Genomic DNA, 19,687 nt, shown 5'->3' on the forward strand with positions numbered 1-19,687 from the left:
AACTTGTGCAATTTGGTAAATACCCAAACAGTTGTTTATGAAACGCACAAACACGAGATATTTTACAACTGGAGGGAGGGTGAGAGAAGTATGTCAAACGTAATCGTAAAAGAGAATGAGACTTTAGATAGCGCTCTTCGTAGATTCAAGAGAAACTGTGCGAAAGCCGGTATTCAGCAGGAGATTCGTAAGAGAGAGCATTACGAGAAGCCAAGCGTAAAGCGTAAGAAGAAGTCTGAGGCAGCTAGAAAGCGCAAGTTCAAATAATACAGACGTGATAAGGTGTTACTATATTTATAGTAGCACCTTTTTTAATTACATAAAACCTATGCAGAAACAGATAAAATTCATAAAGAAATTAATCTGTGCATATATTGAAGTGAAACGAATCCGGAGATAAACAATGACACAGGTGCATTTTTATGAACAGACATGTGTACATGTAGATGGATATCGACAGATTGTAAGCTTTGATCCGGAACAGGTACTTCTTCAGTGCAGAAAACATATGCTGGCCATTGAAGGAACGGGACTTCGGATTGCTTCGTTTGATGAAACAGAGATTACGGTGCGTGGAAATATAGAAGCAGTTCGATGGAAGACGGAGGGGGTGGATGCACATGCGTAAATTATCAGATGTATGTGTTGTACATCGCTGTGTCATACATATAACCGGATGGGAAGTGGAACGTTTTTTAAATATCTGTAAACATAACAATGTTGAATTTTCTGATGTAATCCGAGATAAGACAGGCGTTTTTGCAACGATATCATACAAAAAATGGAGACAGATTGAAAAGTTACAGGACAAATGTCAGGTAAGCTGTAGTATTGTAACCGAGACAGGTATGTATCCTTTTGTAAAGAAATATAAAAAACGGATTGCTTTTTTGATCAGTCTGCTTGTATGTGCGGGAATTATATTTTATTCGTCCTTATTTATCTGGCATATTGATGTGGAGGGAACATCTGTATACACAGAAGAAGAAATTGTAACGTATATGAGTGAAAATCTGGTTCCGATTGGTACCAGGCGGGCAGATATATCGATTGTTGATCTGGAGAAAGCACTCCGGATGCAATATGACAAAATTGCCTGGATTACCTGTGAGGTAATTGGTACGCGGCTGGTTGTGCGTTTTGTGGAAACAGTGGAGAAGGAGGAAATAAAAACATATGATACGCCGTGTAATATTGTGGCTGTGAAAGATGGAATGGTAGTGGATCTCCTTGCCAAAAGTGGAACAAAACTTGTGAAGCCGGGTGATGAAGTAAAAAAAGGTGACATTTTGATTACCGGCGTAGTGAATATTTATAACGAATATGAGGAATTGATTGAAACAAATTATGTAGCTGCGGATGGGATTGTCTATGGTCAGACGAAATACCAGTATCAACAGACATTTCCGCTTGATTACACAGAGAAACAACAAGGGAAACAGAAAAAGACAGGAATTTCTGTCCAGCTTGGAACAAATATAAAAACATTGTATCAGCCAAAATCTATGGAGGACTATGAACAGGTATCAACCACACATACCTTTCATATTGGAAATGCTTATTATCTGCCGTTGTCGGTAATGGTGACAAGGTATTACAAACCGGAGTATAAAACAAAGACTTATACAGAGGAAGAAGCCCGGAAGAAGCAGGAACAGCTTCTGCAAAAATATATCGAAGAACTGAAGAAAAAAGGGGTGGAAATACTGGAAAATAATGTTAAAATAGAATGTAAAGCAGGAGAATGTACCGCATCTGGAAGTCTGATCGTGAGGGAGGTCATAGGCGTACCGGAGACCTTTACGATTGCAGAACCAACGATACAGGAAAATTGAGGAATAGGGATAATTTATGAGTGCGTATTATGAGACAATTACAGTTCCGGCAGATCAGATCCAGCTTGTGTTTGGACAGTTTGACCGGAATATTAAGAATTTGGAAAAGGCATATCATGTGGCAGTTGTACTGCGGGACGATAAGCTTCGTATCACGGGATCCGAGGGCAGTGTAAAACGTGCTGTTTCGGTGATTGAACAGCTGGTTGCACTGGCAGACAAAGGAGAAGAAATTACCGATCAGAATGTGAATTATGCGATATCGTTATCTAAGACAGGGGAAGAAGAAGCCGTGTCTACACTTGCTTCAGATTCCAATATTATCTGTCATACAACGAATGGAAAGCCAGTTAAGGCGAAAACATTAGGACAGAAAAAGTACGTGGAAGCAATTGATAAGGATATGATAGTATTCGGGGTTGGTCCGGCAGGTACTGGTAAGACTTATCTGGCAATGGCAAAAGCGATTACCGCATTTAAGAATAATGAGGTAAACCGGATTATTCTGACACGGCCGGCAATCGAAGCAGGAGAAAAGCTTGGTTTTTTACCAGGTGATCTACAGAGCAAGGTGGATCCGTATTTGCGCCCGTTGTATGATGCATTATATGAGATTATGGGTGCAGAAGCATTTTTGAAAAATATGGAAAAAGGTCTGATCGAGGTAGCACCACTTGCCTATATGCGCGGACGAACTCTGGATAATGCATATATTGTTCTGGATGAAGCACAGAATACAACCCCTGCGCAGATGAAGATGTTTCTGACACGTATTGGTTTTGGTTCCAAGGCAATCATAACCGGAGATCTGTCGCAGAAGGATCTGCCAAAAGATGCGCAGTCCGGTTTGGAAGTGGCACTTCGAGTATTACACGATATTGATGAGATATCTGTGATCCGGTTTACGAGTGAGGATGTTGTACGACATCCACTTGTACAGCGCATTGTCAATGCCTATGAGGCATATGAGAACAGACATAATAAACAATATAAAAATAGTATAAAATACCCCATGAAAATCAAAGATAAAACTTGATTATCAACACCAATTGGGATAAAATGTAACAGGCGATAAAGGAGAGATACATTGAGCGTATTTTTTGAGAATGAATTAGATACAGAGATTCCTGCACATTATCAGGATATTGTTGAAGATATCATAGAAGCTTCTCTTGATTTTCTGAAATGTCCATATGAATGTGAGGTGAATGTAATCTTTACAAATCATGCAGGAATACAGGCAATCAACAAAGAATACCGAAATATTGATGCACCAACGGATGTTCTTTCGTTTCCTATGATTGAATATGAGGTTCCGGGGAAATTTGATTTTTGTGAAGACAGTCCACTGGATTATTTTAATCAGGACAGTGGGGAACTGATGCTGGGAGATATTATATTAAATGTGGATCGTATCGCCGAACAGGCAGAAGAATATGGACATACCAGACGACGCGAAGTTGCGTTTCTGACAGCACACAGTATGCTGCATCTTGCAGGGTATGATCATATTGATGATTCAGAACGTCTGCATATGGAAAAACTACAAGAAGAAATATTAACAAAGAAAGGATATACCAGAGAAAATGAAGAAGAATAAGTTTAAGAAGCTGTCCGTATTTGCACTTACAGTAGCTCTTTCTGTATCTTGTCTGACAGGATGTGGAAAAAAAGATGACGATACAACGACAGAGCAGGCAGTTATTACAACGGAAGCCCCAGCTACAATGTCCGATTCGAGCGACATCGAATTTACACCAACCAAAGAAGGCTATGTAATCAATGAGTTTTCTGGCGAGTGGATTGATGAAAGTCTCGAAAATCAGAGACCATTGTGTATTATGATCAATAATATTGTGGATGCTATGCCACAGTCAGGTATTTCACAGGCGGATATCACATATGAGATGCTGGTAGAAGGCGGAATTACCCGTTATATGTGTGTATTTAAGGATTATTCAAACCTCACAAAGCTTGGCCCGGTTCGTAGTGCGAGACATTATTATGTTCAGACAGCAAGTATGTTAGATGGAATTTATGCACATGTAGGATGGTCTGTGTATGCAGAGTCTTGGATTAAGAATTCTGGTGTGAATAATTTAAATGGTCTGTATGATTCTACAACATTTTATCGGGATGAGTCACGTGTAGCACCACATAACTGTTATACAAACAGCGAGAAACTCAAAGAGGGAATTGCTGCTGCCGGATATAGCACAGAGTATACAGGTGAGAAGCCCAAAGCATTTGCATTTAATTATGAAGACACAGCGCTTAACAGTGGGCAGACTGCCAGCAAGGTGACAACTGCATACAACAGCAGCACTACAAGATGGTATGAGTATAATGCAGATGAGAAGTTGTATTATAGATTCCAGTACGGAGATAAGCAGATTGATGATCAGACAAATGAGCAGCTTCGTTATAAGAATCTGATTGTTGAGTTTGTACAGTATTCCGATCTTGGCGGTGGATTGCTGGATATCAACTGGGAGAAGTCAGGAACCGGATACTATATTACAGATGGTGAGTATGAAGCAATTACATGGAGAAAAGATAATGGCGTTGTGAAATACTTTACAGCAGATGGTAAGCAGTTGAAGATGAATCCTGGAAAGACATTTATTACTGTCTTTGATGAGAATCAGCAGGATCAGATTATCTTTGAATAATTAAATAAGAAGATGGAAATAATTTCTTCAAGGAGTTGGTGCCATGAAGAAATTATTTTTATATTTACTTTTATTTTTAGGGATATTTATGTTATGCTTTTTGTTGGCAAATGAATATTTTAAACAACGCATGCAGGAGAAAAACGGACAAAAACTGGATATTGCAGCTGATTCGATTTCTGTTGACACAGAACCATATCAGGGTGGATTTACAGTCGGAATAAAAAATGACTGTGTGATTGTATATGAAGCAGATACGGAACAGGTGTATGAATATACGGAGATTGATGCCGCGTTATTACGGGAACTGCATCCGGAGCTTTACCGGGATTTGCAGGGAAATGTGCACTTTGATTCCCAAAAAGAATTGTATCGGTATCTGGAATCTTTGTCTACCTGATATGTATACAATAAAACGAAACGAACGTGGTAGTGAGGAGAACGATGAAAGAAACATATGATGTATGTGTAGTTGGTGGTGGCGCAGCCGGAATGGCTGCCGCTATCGCAGCTGCAGAAGGCGGAAAAAGCGTCTGTATCGTAGAAAAAAATAAAAAACTTGGGAAAAAATTATATGCGACAGGTAATGGACGCTGCAATGTTGCAAATTCAGATATGACAGCGATACATTATCATTCAGCAGATTCTGATGTTTCGTCGTTCCTGCATACCTGTCTTGGTACGGAACCGAATCGGGAGCTGTTTGCTTTTTTACATTCCATCGGTATATATGAGCGCTGTCTGGATGGATATTATTATCCCCGTTCTATGCAGGCATCTTCGGTTGTATGGGCATTTTCAGACCGGATCAGGGCATTATCTATCGTAACCTATTGTTCTGAATATGTGACAGATATTCGGCGGAGAAGCGATGGATATCATATTATCTGTGGTACAGAACTTGTTGCAGATCAGGTGATCCTATCGTGTGGAGGTCTGTCCTATCCGTCCCTTGGTGGATGTGATGGGGGGATAAAACTGGCGGAAAAGCTTGGTATGAAATGTATCCCGCAAAGACCAGCTCTATGTGCAGTCATAACAGAAGAGGATACGGAAGTGATCAAAGGTGTACGTGTGGCATGCTCTGCACAGATTGCTCATGGAACAGTAACAGACCAGCAGACCGGGGAATTGCAGATTACGGAATACGGTTTGTCTGGTATTATGATATTTAATTTATCTTCGGAGATTGGTAGACGGTTAGAGCAAGGGAAGAGCGTAACAATCAATATTGATTTTTTGCAGGAAATACAGGAAAAGGATTTTTTGCAGAGAAATGAAAGCATACAGCGAAATATTTATGGATATCTAAATTCGTATCTGCCGGAAAAACTGGCGAAGTATATATTGGATGCGTGTGAGCTGTCTCCGAAACAGATGCTGGCGGAGTTATCGGATGCAAGGATGCAGGAGATATATCACAGATGTAAGAAATTTCCGTTTCATGTGCGAGGGGTAAAGGATTATGAACATGCGCAGGTAACTGCGGGTGGAATCAGCCTACAGGAAATTAATCCGGAGACAATGGAATGTCAGGCATATCCGGGATTGTATGTAACCGGAGAAATGCTGGATATCGATGGGGATTGTGGCGGATACAATCTGACATTTGCGATACTTACAGGATTACGGGCAGGGAGAGCGTGCTATGATAAGAATTAATCAGATCAGAATTCCGGTACAGAAGGATGAGGCAACTGCATTAAGAAAAAAAATACAGAAGCTTCTTAAGACAAATCATCCGTATACATATCAGATTGTCCGGAAATCTTTAGATGCCAGAGATAAGGCAAATTTATTGCACATTTATACGGTGGATGTGAAATTTGAAGTTTTTTCTAAAATTCCTCCCAATATAATTAACAATAAAGATATTATGTTAACTAAAGAAAAGAAATATGAATTCCCTTGCCACCGTAGTGACATTTTGCGTGATGATACGGATGAAGCAGTATATCGTCCAATCATCATAGGAGCGGGTCCAGCGGGATATTTTGCTGCATTGCAACTGGCACGTGCCGGATATAGACCGATTGTTTATGAACGTGGAAAATGCGTGGAGGAACGGACGAAGGATGTCGAGGACTTCTGGCAGGGTGAGACACCAATCTGTGCCAATTCCAATGTATCCTTTGGCGAGGGTGGCGCCGGTACCTTCTCGGACGGAAAACTGAATACCGGAATCAAAGACAAGGACGGACGTATACAGGCGGTAATCCAAGATTTTATACGGTTTGGAGCGCCTGAGGAAATCGGTTATCTGAACAAACCACATATTGGAACAGATGTATTGAAACAGGTAATGCAGACGATGCGCAAAGAAATCTGTTCCCTTGGCGGGGAGATTTATTTCTCCCATCAGCTTACCGCAATCACTCATATATCAGATACGCATCTGGCACTCACAATCCTTGATTTGCAGAAGAATCAGACAATGGATATGGAGACAATGGCCTGTATTCTTGCTATTGGTCACAGTGCGCGGGATACATTTGCGATGCTGCAGACTGCAGGTGTTGCCATGGAGGCAAAATCCTTTGCAATGGGACTTCGAATCGAACATTCCCAGGCGATGGTCAATGCAAGCCAGTACGGCATAAGCGAGCAGGCAAAGCTGCTTCCGGCGGCAGATTATAAGATGACATACCGCTCAAGCAAGGGGCGCAGCGTATATAGCTTCTGTATGTGTCCGGGTGGATTCGTTGTCAATGCATCATCCGGAGAGGGGCAGAGCGTGGTAAATGGTATGAGTAACCATGGAAGAGACGAGGAAAATGCGAATTCTGCGATTGTTGTGAACGTGACACCCGAGGATTTTGACGCAGACGGGTTTGCTGAATATGGTGTGCTTGCAGGTGTGGAATTCCAGAAAAAATATGAACGACTGGCATATGAAGCAGGAAATGGCAAAATCCCGGTGCAACGCTTTGAGGATTATAAGGAAAATCGTGTTTCAACAGAATTTGGAAGTGTGAGGCCGAACATTCGTGGCAGCTATCAGTTTGCAAACCTCAATAATTGTTTGCCAGCCTATATAAATGATGCTATAATTGAAGGGATTTTGGATTATGACCGTAAATTAAAAGGTTTTTCATCGGGAGATGCTATGTTGTCGGGAATCGAATCCCGGACATCGTCGCCGGTGCGCATCATACGTGATGCGGCATATCGAAGCGGGTATACGGGCTTGTTTCCATGTGGAGAGGGCGCAGGATATGCAGGTGGTATTACTTCCGCTGCGGTGGATGGAATCAAGGTGGCGGAGGCTGTGGCTGACTATATTAACAGTAAAACAGTATAACTCAGGTAACGATTCATAAGATGGAAAGCAGATAATTATACCGATACATTTATCTGGTCTGGTATGAGAGAAAAAAAGAATAAAAGAGGGAAAAGACGTGGACGAGAAACGAATCAGAGAGACATTGAAGGATAAACAGCGAATCGTATTTAAGATCGGTTCGTCATCTATCATACATGAAGAAACCGGAGGTACGGATTACCGGAAGCTGGAGACATTGGTCCGTATTATCTGTGACCTGAAGAATCAGGGAAAGGATGTGGTGTTAGTATCGTCCGGTGCAATTGGTGTCGGATTTGAGATGCTTGGACTGCGCAACAAGCCGAAGACAGTGTCCCTGAAGCAGGCGTGTGCAGCAATTGGCCAGGGACAGCTTATGATGATTTACCAGAAGCTTTTTATGGAATATAATCATATGGCTGCACAGGTACTTCTGACATTTGATGCGATTACCGATCCGGAACGCCGCAGAAATGCTGAGAATACATTAAATGAGCTGTTACAGCAGGGCGTTATTCCGGTTGTAAATGAGAACGATACGGTGGCAACCGAAGAAATCGAGTTTGGTGACAATGATACGATGTCGGCAATTGTGGCACATCTGATCAAGGCAGATCTTTTAATCCTGCTTACGGATATTGATGGATTCTATACGGATGATCCACACAAAAACCCGGATGCAACAAAACTGACGTTGGTAGAGACGATTGATGATTCGATGAAGAATATGGCCAAAGGTGCCGTGACAAACTATGGTACAGGAGGCATGTCCACGAAGATTGCGGCTGCACGGATCGCAACGGATTCCGGCGCAGATATGGCAATTATGGACGCTAAGAAGCTGACACAGATCTATGATCTGATGGAAGGAAAATCAGTTGGTACTTTGTTTCTGGCACATGAAACTGATGATTTTGATACGGTAGATTTTATTGTGAATAAAGGATACCAGAAATAAGAATAGAAATGGAGAATATCGCATGAACGAAGCAGATATCCAGAGAATTAATGAGTTAGCAAGAAAAAGCAAGACCGTGGAAGGTCTGACGGAAGCAGAGCTTGCGGAACAGGCAGCCCTCCGTAAGGCATATATCGCAAGTGTGAAGCGCAACCTGAAATCACAGCTTGATAATATCGATATCAAGGAAGCCGATGGAAGTATCACGCATGTGAAGGATATACCGAAGAATAAGCGGGGAGAGTATATCCAAATCCGCTTAAAATAGATAAAGGAATGGTTTACATGACAATTTCAGAATCAAAGAAAGCACTTCGGAAGGAGATTCTTGCAAAGCGCAGGAATCTGTCCGAAGCATATCAAAAGCAGGCAGCGAAAGAAATCTATGAGAAGCTCCGTGCGCTTGCTGTGTATAAAGAAGCAACGGTACTGTGTCTCTATGTACCGATTCACAAAGAAGTCGACTTATTTCAATATATCCCAGAATTCCGTGCCGATGGAAAGCAAATCTATCTGCCGCGTGTCAATGGGAACACCATGGATTTTTATGCATATAATGAACAGACTGTGCTTGTCGAGGGCGCATATCATATATTGGAGCCGGACAGTATGGCACAGTTAGAACCGGAGGAGTTTGGCGGGAGCTGTCTGATTGTGATGCCGGGGGCGGTCTTTACGAAAAGCTGTGACCGTATCGGCTATGGCGGCGGGTATTATGACCGGTATCTGGCTGTACATCCGGAATGCCATACGGTAGCTGTCGGTTATGCAGTTCAGATTGTTGATTCCATCAAGACAGAGGAAACGGATATCAAACCTGAGCAAATATTATACAATGATGAACAATAATAATATTATGTAAACTATAAAATCGAAAACATAGAAAATTGGGTAAAATGGAAAAGGGAACGATGGAGGTTATGTATATGGGTGAAAAAAAGGGAATCGGCCTGGTTCTTGCCGGCGGTGGCGGCAAGGGTGCCTATCAGGTTGGGGTATTAAAGGTGCTGCAGGAACAAGGCTTATTGCAGGATGTATCAGTGATTTCAGGCGCATCAATCGGCGCAGTGAATGCAATGTTATATTCGATGGATAATATGGACCGGATGTATCAGGCGTGGAATGAGATTGATATGGATACAGTCTTTGATGTTGATTTGAATATGCTTGCCGAAAATCGTATGTATTTCTCACGGAATGAAATGCTTGCGATGTTTGAGAAATATATTGATATGGAGAAGATCAAAGCGGATTCCCGCGACATCTATGTATCAATCAGCCGTTTAAATGAGGCGCAGCAGCCGGAACAGGTAGAATATCGCAGACTGGAGGATTATGATGCTGATACAATACGGAAGATTCTGCTTGCGTCCACAGCACTTCCCGTCATGTATGAGGCGGTAGAGATCGATGGAAAGAAATACCGGGATGGAGGGCTGCTGGATAATGAACCAATCCAGCCACTCTATGATCTTGGAATCCGCCAGTTTATCGTGATCGGTATGCGGGCTGGAAAGGTTCTTAATACTGATAAATGGCCGGATGCACAATTTATCACAATCTATCCAAGTCATGATCTGGGAGATCTGATCGATGGAACGTTGAATTTTACAGGACGGGCAAAGGAATTCCGTCAGATGCTCGGAGAGAAGGATGCACTTCGGGCTTTAAAAACAAAATTTCAACCGGATGATCTGTATATCCGGATGGAACCGGTGCTGGCGCAGAATGACTATAACGATATCGTGATGCAGCTGCGTGTGAACCATACATATAAAACGATGGAGAATCGTGTAAATTCTAACATAGAAAAGTTCAACAATATAGCTAAAAAGTACGAAAATTTATAAAATATTTTGACAATTTGCACAAAAAAATGTATAATCAGAGTAAGTCAAAAGTGACTTGTACAAGGCGTGTAAAGGGGGCTTATCTATGGCAAAGACAATTATCACGATTGGTAGACAGTTTGGAAGTAATGGTCGTAACATTGGTAGAAAGCTTGCTGAAAAGATTTCCGCGAACTTCTATGATAAGGAATTGATCAATGAGACGGCAAAGGAAAGCGGGTTAAGCGAGGAATTCTTAAAATCGCTGGATGAGAAACCAACGAGAAGTTTTCTGTATTCGCTTGTTTCAGATCCATACAGCTATGGATTTACAAGTGCAGGCTATCAGACAAATCTGAACCAACAGGCATTTCAGGCAACATATGATACGATTAAGAAACTTGCTGATAAAGGACCATCAGTATTTGTAGGTCGTTGTGCAGACTACGCATTGCGTCACAATACGAATCTGGTTCGTATCTTTATACATGCGCCATTGGAGGAACGTATTAAGAACGTTTCCGAGCGTTTTAATCTGACTCCGGATAAAGCAAAGGCGCAGATTGTAAAGGAAGATAAGGCACGTGCATCGTATTATAACTATTACACTTCCAAAAAATGGGGTGCGCTTGAAAGCTATGATATATTTATCAATAGTAGTCTGATGAGTGAAGACGATACTGTCGATTTCATCATTGATTACATAGATAAGATAAGGTAGTATACCATATGAAAGTAATAAAAATATCCTTTATCAGAGATTGGTAAAGGATATTTTTTTACACTTATATTGGCAAGCTATTTTACTTATTATTTGCTGGATTAGACGGATGCTCCCGGAGCTGTACCGTGTTTCTGGCACGACGTTTCCGATAGTCATCCATATCAGCATAGTGTTTCCTCGTTGTATTTACGTCAGAATGGCCCAAGACATCGGCAACCAGATAGATGTCGGAGGTTTCCTGATATAATGCAGTGCCATAGGTGCTACGAAGCTTATGTGGTGTAATATGCTTCAGAGGAACTGCAATCTGGGAATACTTCTTAACCATGTTCTGGATTGTCCGAACATTGATCCGGCTGTGGTGTGAGGAGAGGAACAGCGCATTTTCCGAGCCCTTGGCAGGCGTGAGTTTCTTGCGTTCCTCTATATATTCCTGCAATGGCTCGACTGCCTCGTCGCTGAAATAGACGATTGCTTCCTTGCCACCTTTCCGGGTGACACGGATACAAGTATTCTTAAAATCCACGTCGTTCAGATCCAGACCGACACATTCGGAGATACGGATGCCCGTGGATAACATAAGCGTCATAATTGCCAAGTCACGTACCTTGGATTTCTCGTGGAATTTGAGCTGACGGTCAGTCAGATTGGTGCCATATTCAACCGTATCGAGGAAATTCGCCGTTTCATCCGCATCCATACGTGTAATTGCCTTTTCCGGCAGTTTGGGACGATCCACCTTATCAAATATATTTTCCTGTAGCATATCGTGCTTATACAGGTAATTAAAGAGGACACTCAAGGCGCAGAGCTTGCGCTTGAGCGCGGATTTGCCATTCGTATATATACGACCATTCTTTTCGTATTTCTGGAGATAGTCCAGGTAGTCCTCGATGAAAAATGTATCTATGGACGACAGGACGCCCAGGGAGACATCCTTTGGAGTATCACAAGGATGTTCGGTGTAGACCTCACATATATACTCAAAGAATATTTTGATATCCCGGACATATCCCAATCTGGTTCGTGGAGACGTTGTCTGCTGGATACCTCGGACGAATCGTTTGACGTAGTCCGGAAGATCGTTGCACACATTCCGGATCAAATCCAGATTGTGTTGTTCTTCTTGTTCATGATAAGTAATATCTGCCATAGGATAAAAACCTCCAATTGTTCGTAAAGCGTTGGTTTCTCTATAGTTCTAGGATACCACTACTTTGGTGATTAATCAATAGATAAATTCGTAAAACCTGAGTTTTGCGAATAAATTTATAAACAAACCATATGGAGGGACTTCTACTGTTTCTGACCGTATTCACAATATTTTATGCGGAAACTGGTTGTATTATTCAATTGTAAAAAACAGTTCCATTTATCTGCAAATAACCACAAAACTATGATATTCTTTCTGGGAAAATGTATGTTAAGATACATATGTTTAATAAGGATAACAAAGAAACTATATACAAATTAAAATAAAGGAGAATCACACATGGGAAAAACATTTGAGAAGAAATTACCGTACAAAAAGGCAATCTGTTATTCCGGTTACCGGGAAGGTCAATGTCCGACTGGGGAAATTCCATCGAAGGAACAAATATCCGAAGACCTTCATCTGCTTGTGGCAGACGGCTACGGCTATATCCGTATGTATGAGCCAAATGCGCATGCCGTTACTGCTCTGCAGGTAATCCGTGGGGAGAAGCTTCCGCTTCAGTGTATGATTGGAATTGATTCATTGGCGGAAATTAATTCTGCAGAATGTATCACAGGTCCGCAGACATTCAGTGATGAAGAACTGGCTGCACATGCAGCAAGCAATGATGCACAGCTCAATCGGTTGATTGCGCTTGCAAATGAATATACAGATGAAATCGTGGCTGTCTCTGTCGGAAACGAAAACCGCTTCCCATTTGTAGGACATCTGGTATCTGAGGAACGTCTTGTGGCACATACAAAGAAGCTCCATGCAGCGGTAAAGCAGCCGGTTGCTTTCTGTGAGGTTGATATTGATTGGAAGAATCTGGATGCGATTGCGAATGAGGTGGATGTGATTGGTATTCATACTTATCCATATCATATGGATGTTGCAATTGAGGATGCATTTGCCAAAACGAAGGAAAGCTTCGAATCTGCCTGTGCAATCTACCCGGATAAGCAGGTCTGTTTTACAGAGCTTGGGTGGGCGACGAATACGGCACACGATGATCATGCTGATTACGCGTCGGTTGCAAATCAGAAGCGCTACCTGGAGGAAGTTGCCGATTATCTGAAATCCGAGGGAATCGTTGGTTTCGTCTTTGAAGCATTCGATGAGCTCTGGAAGGATCCGTCCTCTCCGGCTGCCTCTGAGTGTAACTGGGGTATCTACGATATCAACCGGAAGAAAAAATGGTAAAGATTAAATAATCAGAGCCGCTTATCTAATTAAGATAGGCGGCTCTTGCTATTTTTCACAAGGTTGGTGTGTTTATAATATAATTAATGAAGTTTCTGGATAAAAGTCCGATAGATCTGTAAATACTCCTCTTCTACGTCTGCAAATGGTCGGACTGTATAATCTGGTTCATCCTGAACCTGCGGTTTCGGTAAAGGCTGTTTCTCGTGTAACAGATATGTAAGGTCGTACCATAGCATTGCATTATCGATATCCTTCAGAATTTCCTGTTCAGCATTATTTAATGTACTTCCAAGAAATTGTGTGTAAATCATGCAGAGTAATCGATTTTCCAGCCGGTTATATTCCGGCAACGTTTGCTTGAATGGACGTGGAACATCGGACATGTAACATTCACTTGCATCATGAAGTAGACACGCAAGAACCAAACGCGCCGACAGTCCGCGTGCCTGCGCTTCTTTCGCACAGGCAATACAATGCTGTCCGACGGAGAAAAAGGTCTGTACATGCCCATTTCCGCGGCACAAAAGCGACAATGCATGCGCGATATCTTCGATGCAAAGAAGGGATGCATCCGGATTGACCGGATCAAAATGTTTTCCGGTGTAAGTAGTTATGTATGACATAGTGTATCCTTTCGGTTTCCATAGTTATTTCAATAAATCTTCTTAATATCTCCGATTATACCATACATCTCCCGGAAATGCGCAAGATCCGATGCATCTTGTATCAGCATAATATCCTCAAATACTTTAGTGGCATTAGCCTGAAATCCAGCCACCTGCTCTCCTGTGCAGATGCTGCATTTGATGACAGGTGTTTTCTCGGCTGGGTTGTAGGTGGTGTGTGATTTTTTGTGGAAGAGTTTCATGGTGGGCTCCTTTTGTGTTATTATAATTCCAATCTGGTTAAATCTATACCGTCGTTGCCATCCCATAAGTGTGTCCATATAAACCTTTACATTCTATTTTGGTTAAATCTATATCAGTATGAAGATGTTTGTATTCATCTCCCTTACTGCTTTACATTCCATTCTGGTTAAATCTATACCAGAGTGAAACGCCACGATGTAGACCAGTGCAGCTTCTTTACATTCCAATCTGGTTAAATCTATACGCTGATAACGCGGTGTTGATGGTCTTTTTTGTTGCCTTTACATTCCAATCTGGTTAAATCTATACTATAAACTTACACCCCCTATAATCTAAGAAACGAATTTTACATTCCATTTTGGTTAAATCTATACTGAAGCTTGCCTGATTTAGCCGCTTGCTGTACCTCCTTTACATTCCATTTTGGTTAAATCTATACTAGAATATTTATATATGCGCTTGTGGCGTGGTTTGTCTTTACATTCCATTCTGGTTAAATCTATACCGAAGAGATCTTGAACCATGCCATTCTGGTTAAATCTATACTTCGGAGCCTGGGGTTGCAGATCACGCCGGATATGCCTTTACATTCCATTCTGGTTAAATCTATACGCAGGAATCCGGGCATGAGTGGATCCTTGGAAAAACCTTTACATTCCATTCTGGTTAAATCTATACCCATCTGGTCATTAACAGTTGTCCTCTGACTTTAGATCTTTACATTCCATTCTGGTTAAATCTATACGACATACGGCGAGCCGATTCAATTCATTAGCCGAACTTTACATTCCATTCTGGTTAAATCTATACTATATGATCGTTGCATCCGTAATTGCCGGATTTATTGCTTTACATTCCATTCTGGTTAAATCTATACCGTTGTCCGTCCTGTTGCGTCCCCAACATCGCCAACGCTTTACATTCCATTCTGGTTAAATCTATACATTATTGAGCAACGCAACAATTTTACTTGCGGTGGTCTTTACATTCCATTCTGGTTAAATCTATACGGAATTGGCTTTATTTTCGCTTTCGTCCTTCTTCCGCCTTTACATTCCATTCTGGTTAAATCTATACTCTTTTTTATCTCTATCTTGCGTAGTGTATGTTGACTTTACATTCCATTCTGGTTAAATCTATACAAATTATTACTTTATTGGCAACTTTCATATTAATGCTTTACATTCCATTCTGGTTAAATCTATACAGGTTTTGGTTTACTTCGCAAAATTTTTTCAACCGACTTTACATTCCATTCTGGTTAAATCTATACAGGTTTTGGTTTACTTCGCAAAATTTTTTCAACCGACTTTACATTCCATTCTGGTTAAATCTATACACTCCATCAACACTACCAAACGAAGGTCTAAAGGTCTTTACATTCCATTCTGGTTAAATCTATACGGAAATAGCAACGATGACTGATGCGGCGATGGTACCCTTTACATTCCATTCTGGTTAAATCTATACGCTCCATAGAAGCTTCAAACGGTGTTTCTTCTTCACTTTACATTCCATTCTGGTTAAATCTATACAGATTTTCCAGCCCTTATATTTATCATTGTTTGAGCCTTTACATTCCATTCTGGTTAAATCTATACTTTTCATTGGATCCACGCTCACAGGATGAATACGCACTTTACATTCCATTCTGGTTAAATCTATACGAATATTTATTTTTTCTAATAAATGTCGGTTGTAACTTTACATTCCATTCTGGTTAAATCTATACAAATGTCATATTTACATTGGATGATACGATTCCGGCTTTACATTCCATTCTGGTTAAATCTATACACGTGCGGCACTTGCCGAGGGTATAATATTATAGAACTTTACATTCCATTCTGGTTAAATCTATACGATATAGTCCGTGACATCTTCACAATGGATTTGGACTTTACATTCCATTCTGGTTAAATCTATACGAATATCGCCGTGGAATATCTTACCTGTAAATATCTTTACATTCCATTCTGGTTAAATCTATACCTCTGCTGTTCTCGTCTGTCTCAAGACCTATCTCTGCTTTACATTCCATTCTGGTTAAATCTATACTTAAATTGCCTGTTTTTGTATCATCTTCATCATATCCTTTACATTCCATTCTGGTTAAATCTATACCCGCTGATCATGCTTGAATAATTGATACCAGTTATCTTTACATTCCATTCTGGTTAAATCTATACATTAACATAACTTGTACTTATTTTACAGTTATGATACTTTACATTCCATTCTGGTTAAATCTATACGATACGGGGGTTAAACGGTTACTTCTGACAATCATCTTTACATTCCATTCTGGTTAAATCTATACTCGCATCTGTTTATATATTGTTAACTCTTCAAACCACTTTACATTCCATTCTGGTTAAATCTATACTTTCAAGTTCAAGAAGTACAACGAGTATCGGCAGTTCTTTACATTCCATTCTGGTTAAATCTATACCCACATACCAACTAACTTCTTTTCCTTTAACTGTCTTTACATTCCATTCTGGTTAAATCTATACTCTCAATTTCTTCATTTGTCAAATAGAAAATACTATCTTTACATTCCATTCTGGTTAAATCTATACTATCCTTCCTTGTCTAACTATGCACGACTGTAAGTACTTTACATTCCATTCTGGTTAAATCTATACGTAATAACGCCAAGCAATGCGCCGGTGAACTTCTCGCTTTACATTCCATTCTGGTTAAATCTATACTAAAAAGATCTTGTACAATGCTGGCTTTTATCATGTCTTTACATTCCATTCTGGTTAAATCTATACTATCCTTCCTTGTCGTACCATACATGTTTGTAAATACTTTACATTCCATTCTGGTTAAATCTATACCAATAAGTCAATTTTATGGTTTTTGCAAAACCACCTTTACATTCCATTCTGGTTAAATCTATACAAGATAGTTACGACGTTGCAGTCACAGAAGATGAACCTTTACATTCCATTCTGGTTAAATCTATACTGGGACTTGCTAACGAAGGATACCGGGTACTGATGGCTTTACATTCCATTCTGGTTAAATCTATACCCAAGTACCGAAACAGCTTTTATGACATTCGATCCCTTTACATTCCATTCTGGTTAAATCTATACTCGTATAATCACAGAACCTTAATATCAGCGGCTAAAACATCATCTTTTTGTCGACCTCGATATTATACATATTTAGTATATCAAATAAATCTAATAAATACAGACCTATTTGTATATTAACTAAGTAATTACGTATTTTGTCGATGTGCAATACTTTTTTCGAAATTGCAGGTCGACAAATCAAATAAAACGGGATGTTTTATCATCATTAAGACCAATAAATTCCTTTTTCAGCCATCGCTCATCACGGGAGGAAAAGAGAATAACGGAGTCCACATCTTTGCGGATAAATTGTTTCAATTCATTCTTCAGAGCTGTTATTTTAGGCGTACTGATATTGCCCTCAAACACCGAATGCTGGATATGCGTCAGATATTTTTTGCATATCTTAAATACTTTCGGAAGAATCCTTTTGCCTTCCTCATCCGTGACAATATCATAAACAAGAATAACATACATGAGTAATCGCTCCTTTCCTACCACCATATTTCAAATCCGGTGTACTCTTTCTCTCTGGTCAAATGTTTGATCAGCTTGAAAACTTCAAGCCGCATTAAATATTGATAAGATACATACTTGTTCAGATCTCGATGCTTGATGGTTGTCTGCAGACGAGTATCTAACTCTTCTACAATCGTTTGAATAGCCGATTTTTTGAGCTGTAAACCATTAAGCTCATTTACAAAGCTTTGCTCAGTTATTTGGTTTCGATTTAGTAACGAAAAGATTAACCGATCACCAATCAAAGGCTTGAATATTTCTGAAATATCCAATGCAAGGGAAAATCGTTTCGCACCCGGTTCATGTAAATAGCTAATCGTTGGATTCATTTGCGTTTTATAGATTTCTGTTAAAACTTTTGTATATATCAGTGAATTGACAAATGAAATCAAGCTGTTGATCATATTATCTGGTGGGTGCATCACCCGTTTGTTGAAATCAATATTCTGGTCAATGATGGTATTCCAAGCCTGATAATATGTTTTCCTGATATTTCCCTCAATTCCCATCAGTTCGGTAATGGATTCTGATTTCGGTATGTATTTTCTGTATTCAACGATCTGATCCATGTAAGGCTGTACATTTTTGCCGCGTCCATTGTAATATCTGAGATTTCGAAAGATGTTGTAGGAAGCAGAATTGATAAACGCTTGTGCAATGAATAGTCGTTTTTCAGGATTTAAGTAATGCTCTACCTGTTGTGTTAATAATTTACCTGCAAGTTTCTGCTCTTTTGGATAGAAGCTGCCAATATAGTACTGATAATAGTTAAAAAAATGAACGGAAATCCCCATTTTAGAAAGCAAATTTAATAGGCTGATATTCAGATTCATTTCCGAAAAAATGTAAATATCCGAAATATTCTCAATTGGAAGATCACGTTTGTTTCCATCTTCTGATATAAAACGTAATGTATTATCTTTTCTGGCAAGGCTTCCATTCGTAAAAATATAATAGGTTTCTTCCATGTATATCCCCTTTCGTTAAATATAGCAAAGGTCATGATAAGCACATTTTTTGCATATCGTAGTTTCTTCTTTCGGTGGTGTTTGTTCGGAAGCTGCATAATCTAATATATCAGTTAAGACTTTTTCTATAATAGGAAAATCCTCATCATTCAGTTCTACAATGATACTTTGTTTTAAGAGTGGATAATCAATTTTGGCACTGATATCGGTCACTCCACGTTGATGCAGATAATATAAATAATATTTTACCTGCATGATACTTGCTTCTTCAATGCTTTTGCTCTTCTTAATCTCGTGTAATACATGATTGCCGCGCAGGAAATCAATATTGATTACGCCGTTGATCATGATGTGTTTGTTGTCTCGATCGTAAGAAAATGTATCAAGTAGCTTTCCGAGTTCCACATTTTCATTTCCGGCTTCCATTCTTATTTCATGGAGATAATACCATAATTTTTTTTTACATACATAATAGTAGTAAATCATGATTCCACTTATTTCTTCCTTAGTCATAGAATCTCC

Annotated in this window: 21 protein-coding genes and 1 CRISPR repeat array; of the genes, 15 read left to right on the plus strand and 6 right to left on the minus strand. The window is 40.0% G+C overall.

Features of this window, described 5'->3' with window-relative positions:
• Positions 1-90 precede the first annotated feature (90 nt).
• From rpsU to ACZQK9_RS02190, 14 genes are all read left to right on the plus strand, one after another.
• A complete protein-coding gene (rpsU, locus tag ACZQK9_RS02125; protein ID WP_021985542.1) occupies positions 91-267 on the plus strand; it encodes a 30S ribosomal protein S21 in 177 nt (58 codons plus the stop codon).
• Positions 268-403: 136 nt separating this feature from the next.
• On the plus strand, positions 404-628 hold the full coding sequence (locus ACZQK9_RS02130; RefSeq protein WP_178016761.1) for a YabP/YqfC family sporulation protein: 225 nt from the start codon (positions 404-406) through the stop codon (positions 626-628).
• A complete protein-coding gene (locus ACZQK9_RS02135) occupies positions 621-1,835 on the plus strand; it encodes a sporulation protein YqfD (RefSeq protein WP_483269449.1) in 1,215 nt (404 codons plus the stop codon). The genes ACZQK9_RS02130 and ACZQK9_RS02135 overlap by 8 nt, the downstream gene beginning before the upstream one ends.
• A 16-nt stretch (positions 1,836-1,851) precedes the next feature.
• On the plus strand, positions 1,852-2,871 hold the full coding sequence (locus ACZQK9_RS02140; protein WP_483269450.1) for a PhoH family protein: 1,020 nt from the start codon (positions 1,852-1,854) through the stop codon (positions 2,869-2,871).
• Positions 2,872-2,922: 51 nt separating this feature from the next.
• Positions 2,923-3,435, plus strand: coding sequence for an rRNA maturation RNase YbeY (gene ybeY, locus ACZQK9_RS02145; protein WP_483269451.1), 513 nt, complete (start codon positions 2,923-2,925; stop codon positions 3,433-3,435).
• Positions 3,422-4,507, plus strand: coding sequence for a DUF3048 domain-containing protein (locus tag ACZQK9_RS02150; protein WP_483269452.1), 1,086 nt, complete (start codon positions 3,422-3,424; stop codon positions 4,505-4,507). Before ybeY ends, ACZQK9_RS02150 begins: the two co-directional genes overlap by 14 nt.
• Positions 4,508-4,550: 43 nt before the next feature.
• Positions 4,551-4,907 carry a hypothetical protein gene (locus ACZQK9_RS02155; RefSeq protein WP_178016766.1) on the plus strand — a complete coding sequence of 119 codons (357 nt, stop codon included), beginning with the start codon at positions 4,551-4,553 and terminating at the stop codon, positions 4,905-4,907.
• A 44-nt stretch (positions 4,908-4,951) separates the two neighbouring features.
• A complete protein-coding gene (locus tag ACZQK9_RS02160) occupies positions 4,952-6,169 on the plus strand; it encodes a BaiN/RdsA family NAD(P)/FAD-dependent oxidoreductase (RefSeq protein ID WP_483269453.1) in 1,218 nt (405 codons plus the stop codon).
• Positions 6,156-7,808: an NAD(P)/FAD-dependent oxidoreductase gene (locus tag ACZQK9_RS02165; protein WP_483269454.1), complete on the plus strand. Its 1,653-nt coding sequence runs from the start codon at positions 6,156-6,158 to the stop codon at positions 7,806-7,808. The genes ACZQK9_RS02160 and ACZQK9_RS02165 overlap by 14 nt, the downstream gene beginning before the upstream one ends.
• 97 nt (positions 7,809-7,905) lie before the next feature.
• On the plus strand, positions 7,906-8,766 hold the full coding sequence (gene proB / locus ACZQK9_RS02170; RefSeq protein WP_325273652.1) for a glutamate 5-kinase: 861 nt from the start codon (positions 7,906-7,908) through the stop codon (positions 8,764-8,766).
• A 22-nt stretch (positions 8,767-8,788) separates the two neighbouring features.
• On the plus strand, positions 8,789-9,034 hold the full coding sequence (locus tag ACZQK9_RS02175; RefSeq protein ID WP_483269455.1) for a DUF896 domain-containing protein: 246 nt from the start codon (positions 8,789-8,791) through the stop codon (positions 9,032-9,034).
• A 17-nt stretch (positions 9,035-9,051) separates the two neighbouring features.
• Entirely contained in the window at positions 9,052-9,615 is a 564-nt protein-coding gene (locus tag ACZQK9_RS02180) for a 5-formyltetrahydrofolate cyclo-ligase (protein WP_483269456.1), read from the plus strand.
• A gap of 77 nt (positions 9,616-9,692) precedes the next feature.
• Positions 9,693-10,616 (plus strand): patatin-like phospholipase family protein, encoded by a 924-nt coding sequence (locus ACZQK9_RS02185; RefSeq protein WP_483269457.1) that lies wholly within the window; start codon positions 9,693-9,695, stop codon positions 10,614-10,616.
• Between the two features lie 85 nt (positions 10,617-10,701).
• Positions 10,702-11,316 carry a cytidylate kinase-like family protein gene (locus ACZQK9_RS02190; protein WP_483269458.1) on the plus strand — a complete coding sequence of 205 codons (615 nt, stop codon included), beginning with the start codon at positions 10,702-10,704 and terminating at the stop codon, positions 11,314-11,316.
• Positions 11,317-11,398: 82 nt separating this feature from the next.
• On the opposite strand, the gene ACZQK9_RS02195 is transcribed toward ACZQK9_RS02190, so the two are convergent.
• On the minus strand, positions 11,399-12,472 hold the full coding sequence (locus tag ACZQK9_RS02195) for a tyrosine-type recombinase/integrase (RefSeq protein WP_483269459.1): 1,074 nt from the start codon (positions 12,470-12,472) through the stop codon (positions 11,399-11,401).
• 339 nt (positions 12,473-12,811) lie between these two features.
• On the opposite strand from ACZQK9_RS02195, the gene ACZQK9_RS02200 reads away from it, so the two are divergent.
• A complete protein-coding gene (locus ACZQK9_RS02200) occupies positions 12,812-13,717 on the plus strand; it encodes a glycoside hydrolase family 17 protein (RefSeq protein WP_483269460.1) in 906 nt (301 codons plus the stop codon).
• An 83-nt stretch (positions 13,718-13,800) separates the two neighbouring features.
• Here the strand turns inward: ACZQK9_RS02200 and ACZQK9_RS02205 are convergent, their stop codons facing one another.
• From ACZQK9_RS02205 to ACZQK9_RS02225, 5 genes are all read right to left on the minus strand, one after another.
• A complete protein-coding gene (locus ACZQK9_RS02205) occupies positions 13,801-14,343 on the minus strand; it encodes an HD domain-containing protein (protein ID WP_483269461.1) in 543 nt (180 codons plus the stop codon).
• Between the two features lie 29 nt (positions 14,344-14,372).
• The gene (locus tag ACZQK9_RS02210; protein WP_483269462.1) at positions 14,373-14,588 is read right to left on the minus strand and encodes an aspartate dehydrogenase; all 216 of its coding nucleotides are present in this window, start codon (positions 14,586-14,588) and stop codon (positions 14,373-14,375) included.
• Between the two features lie 583 nt (positions 14,589-15,171).
• Positions 15,172-17,696: direct repeats of the CRISPR family, unit length 30 nt; unit sequence CTTTACATTCCATTCTGGTTAAATCTATAC.
• Positions 17,697-17,876: 180 nt separating this feature from the next.
• Complete coding sequence (cas2, locus tag ACZQK9_RS02215; RefSeq protein WP_483269463.1) at positions 17,877-18,155, minus strand: CRISPR-associated endonuclease Cas2; 279 nt, start codon at positions 18,153-18,155, stop codon at positions 17,877-17,879.
• A 17-nt stretch (positions 18,156-18,172) separates the two neighbouring features.
• The gene (gene cas1b / locus ACZQK9_RS02220) at positions 18,173-19,165 is read right to left on the minus strand and encodes a type I-B CRISPR-associated endonuclease Cas1b (protein ID WP_483269464.1); all 993 of its coding nucleotides are present in this window, start codon (positions 19,163-19,165) and stop codon (positions 18,173-18,175) included.
• A 15-nt stretch (positions 19,166-19,180) separates the two neighbouring features.
• Complete coding sequence (locus tag ACZQK9_RS02225; protein WP_483269465.1) at positions 19,181-19,678, minus strand: CRISPR-associated protein Cas4; 498 nt, start codon at positions 19,676-19,678, stop codon at positions 19,181-19,183.
• Positions 19,679-19,687: the final 9 nt, after the last annotated feature.

Source organism: Wujia sp. (assembly GCF_056872695.1).

Bases quoted from the DNA above. Each gene is read 5' to 3' on its own strand.
- ACZQK9_RS02200 (WP_483269460.1), top strand. From the start codon at position 12,812: ATGGGAAAAACATTTGAGAAGAAATTACCGTACAAAAAGGCAATCTGT.
- ACZQK9_RS02190 (WP_483269458.1), top strand. From the start codon at position 10,702: ATGGCAAAGACAATTATCACGATTGGTAGACAGTTTGGAAGTAATGGT.
- ACZQK9_RS02175 (WP_483269455.1), top strand. From the start codon at position 8,789: ATGAACGAAGCAGATATCCAGAGAATTAATGAGTTAGCAAGAAAAAGC.
- cas2 (WP_483269463.1), bottom strand. From the start codon at position 18,155: ATGTATGTTATTCTTGTTTATGATATTGTCACGGATGAGGAAGGCAAA.
- ACZQK9_RS02130 (WP_178016761.1), top strand. From the start codon at position 404: ATGACACAGGTGCATTTTTATGAACAGACATGTGTACATGTAGATGGA.
- cas1b (WP_483269464.1), bottom strand. From the start codon at position 19,165: ATGGAAGAAACCTATTATATTTTTACGAATGGAAGCCTTGCCAGAAAA.
- ACZQK9_RS02180 (WP_483269456.1), top strand. From the start codon at position 9,052: ATGACAATTTCAGAATCAAAGAAAGCACTTCGGAAGGAGATTCTTGCA.
- ACZQK9_RS02195 (WP_483269459.1), bottom strand. From the start codon at position 12,472: ATGGCAGATATTACTTATCATGAACAAGAAGAACAACACAATCTGGAT.
- ACZQK9_RS02185 (WP_483269457.1), top strand. From the start codon at position 9,693: ATGGGTGAAAAAAAGGGAATCGGCCTGGTTCTTGCCGGCGGTGGCGGC.
- rpsU (WP_021985542.1), top strand. From the start codon at position 91: ATGTCAAACGTAATCGTAAAAGAGAATGAGACTTTAGATAGCGCTCTT.
- ACZQK9_RS02165 (WP_483269454.1), top strand. From the start codon at position 6,156: ATGATAAGAATTAATCAGATCAGAATTCCGGTACAGAAGGATGAGGCA.
- ACZQK9_RS02140 (WP_483269450.1), top strand. From the start codon at position 1,852: ATGAGTGCGTATTATGAGACAATTACAGTTCCGGCAGATCAGATCCAG.
- ACZQK9_RS02150 (WP_483269452.1), top strand. From the start codon at position 3,422: ATGAAGAAGAATAAGTTTAAGAAGCTGTCCGTATTTGCACTTACAGTA.
- ACZQK9_RS02155 (WP_178016766.1), top strand. From the start codon at position 4,551: ATGAAGAAATTATTTTTATATTTACTTTTATTTTTAGGGATATTTATG.
- ACZQK9_RS02160 (WP_483269453.1), top strand. From the start codon at position 4,952: ATGAAAGAAACATATGATGTATGTGTAGTTGGTGGTGGCGCAGCCGGA.
- ACZQK9_RS02225 (WP_483269465.1), bottom strand. From the start codon at position 19,678: ATGACTAAGGAAGAAATAAGTGGAATCATGATTTACTACTATTATGTA.
- ACZQK9_RS02135 (WP_483269449.1), top strand. From the start codon at position 621: ATGCGTAAATTATCAGATGTATGTGTTGTACATCGCTGTGTCATACAT.
- ACZQK9_RS02210 (WP_483269462.1), bottom strand. From the start codon at position 14,588: ATGAAACTCTTCCACAAAAAATCACACACCACCTACAACCCAGCCGAG.
- ACZQK9_RS02205 (WP_483269461.1), bottom strand. From the start codon at position 14,343: ATGTCATACATAACTACTTACACCGGAAAACATTTTGATCCGGTCAAT.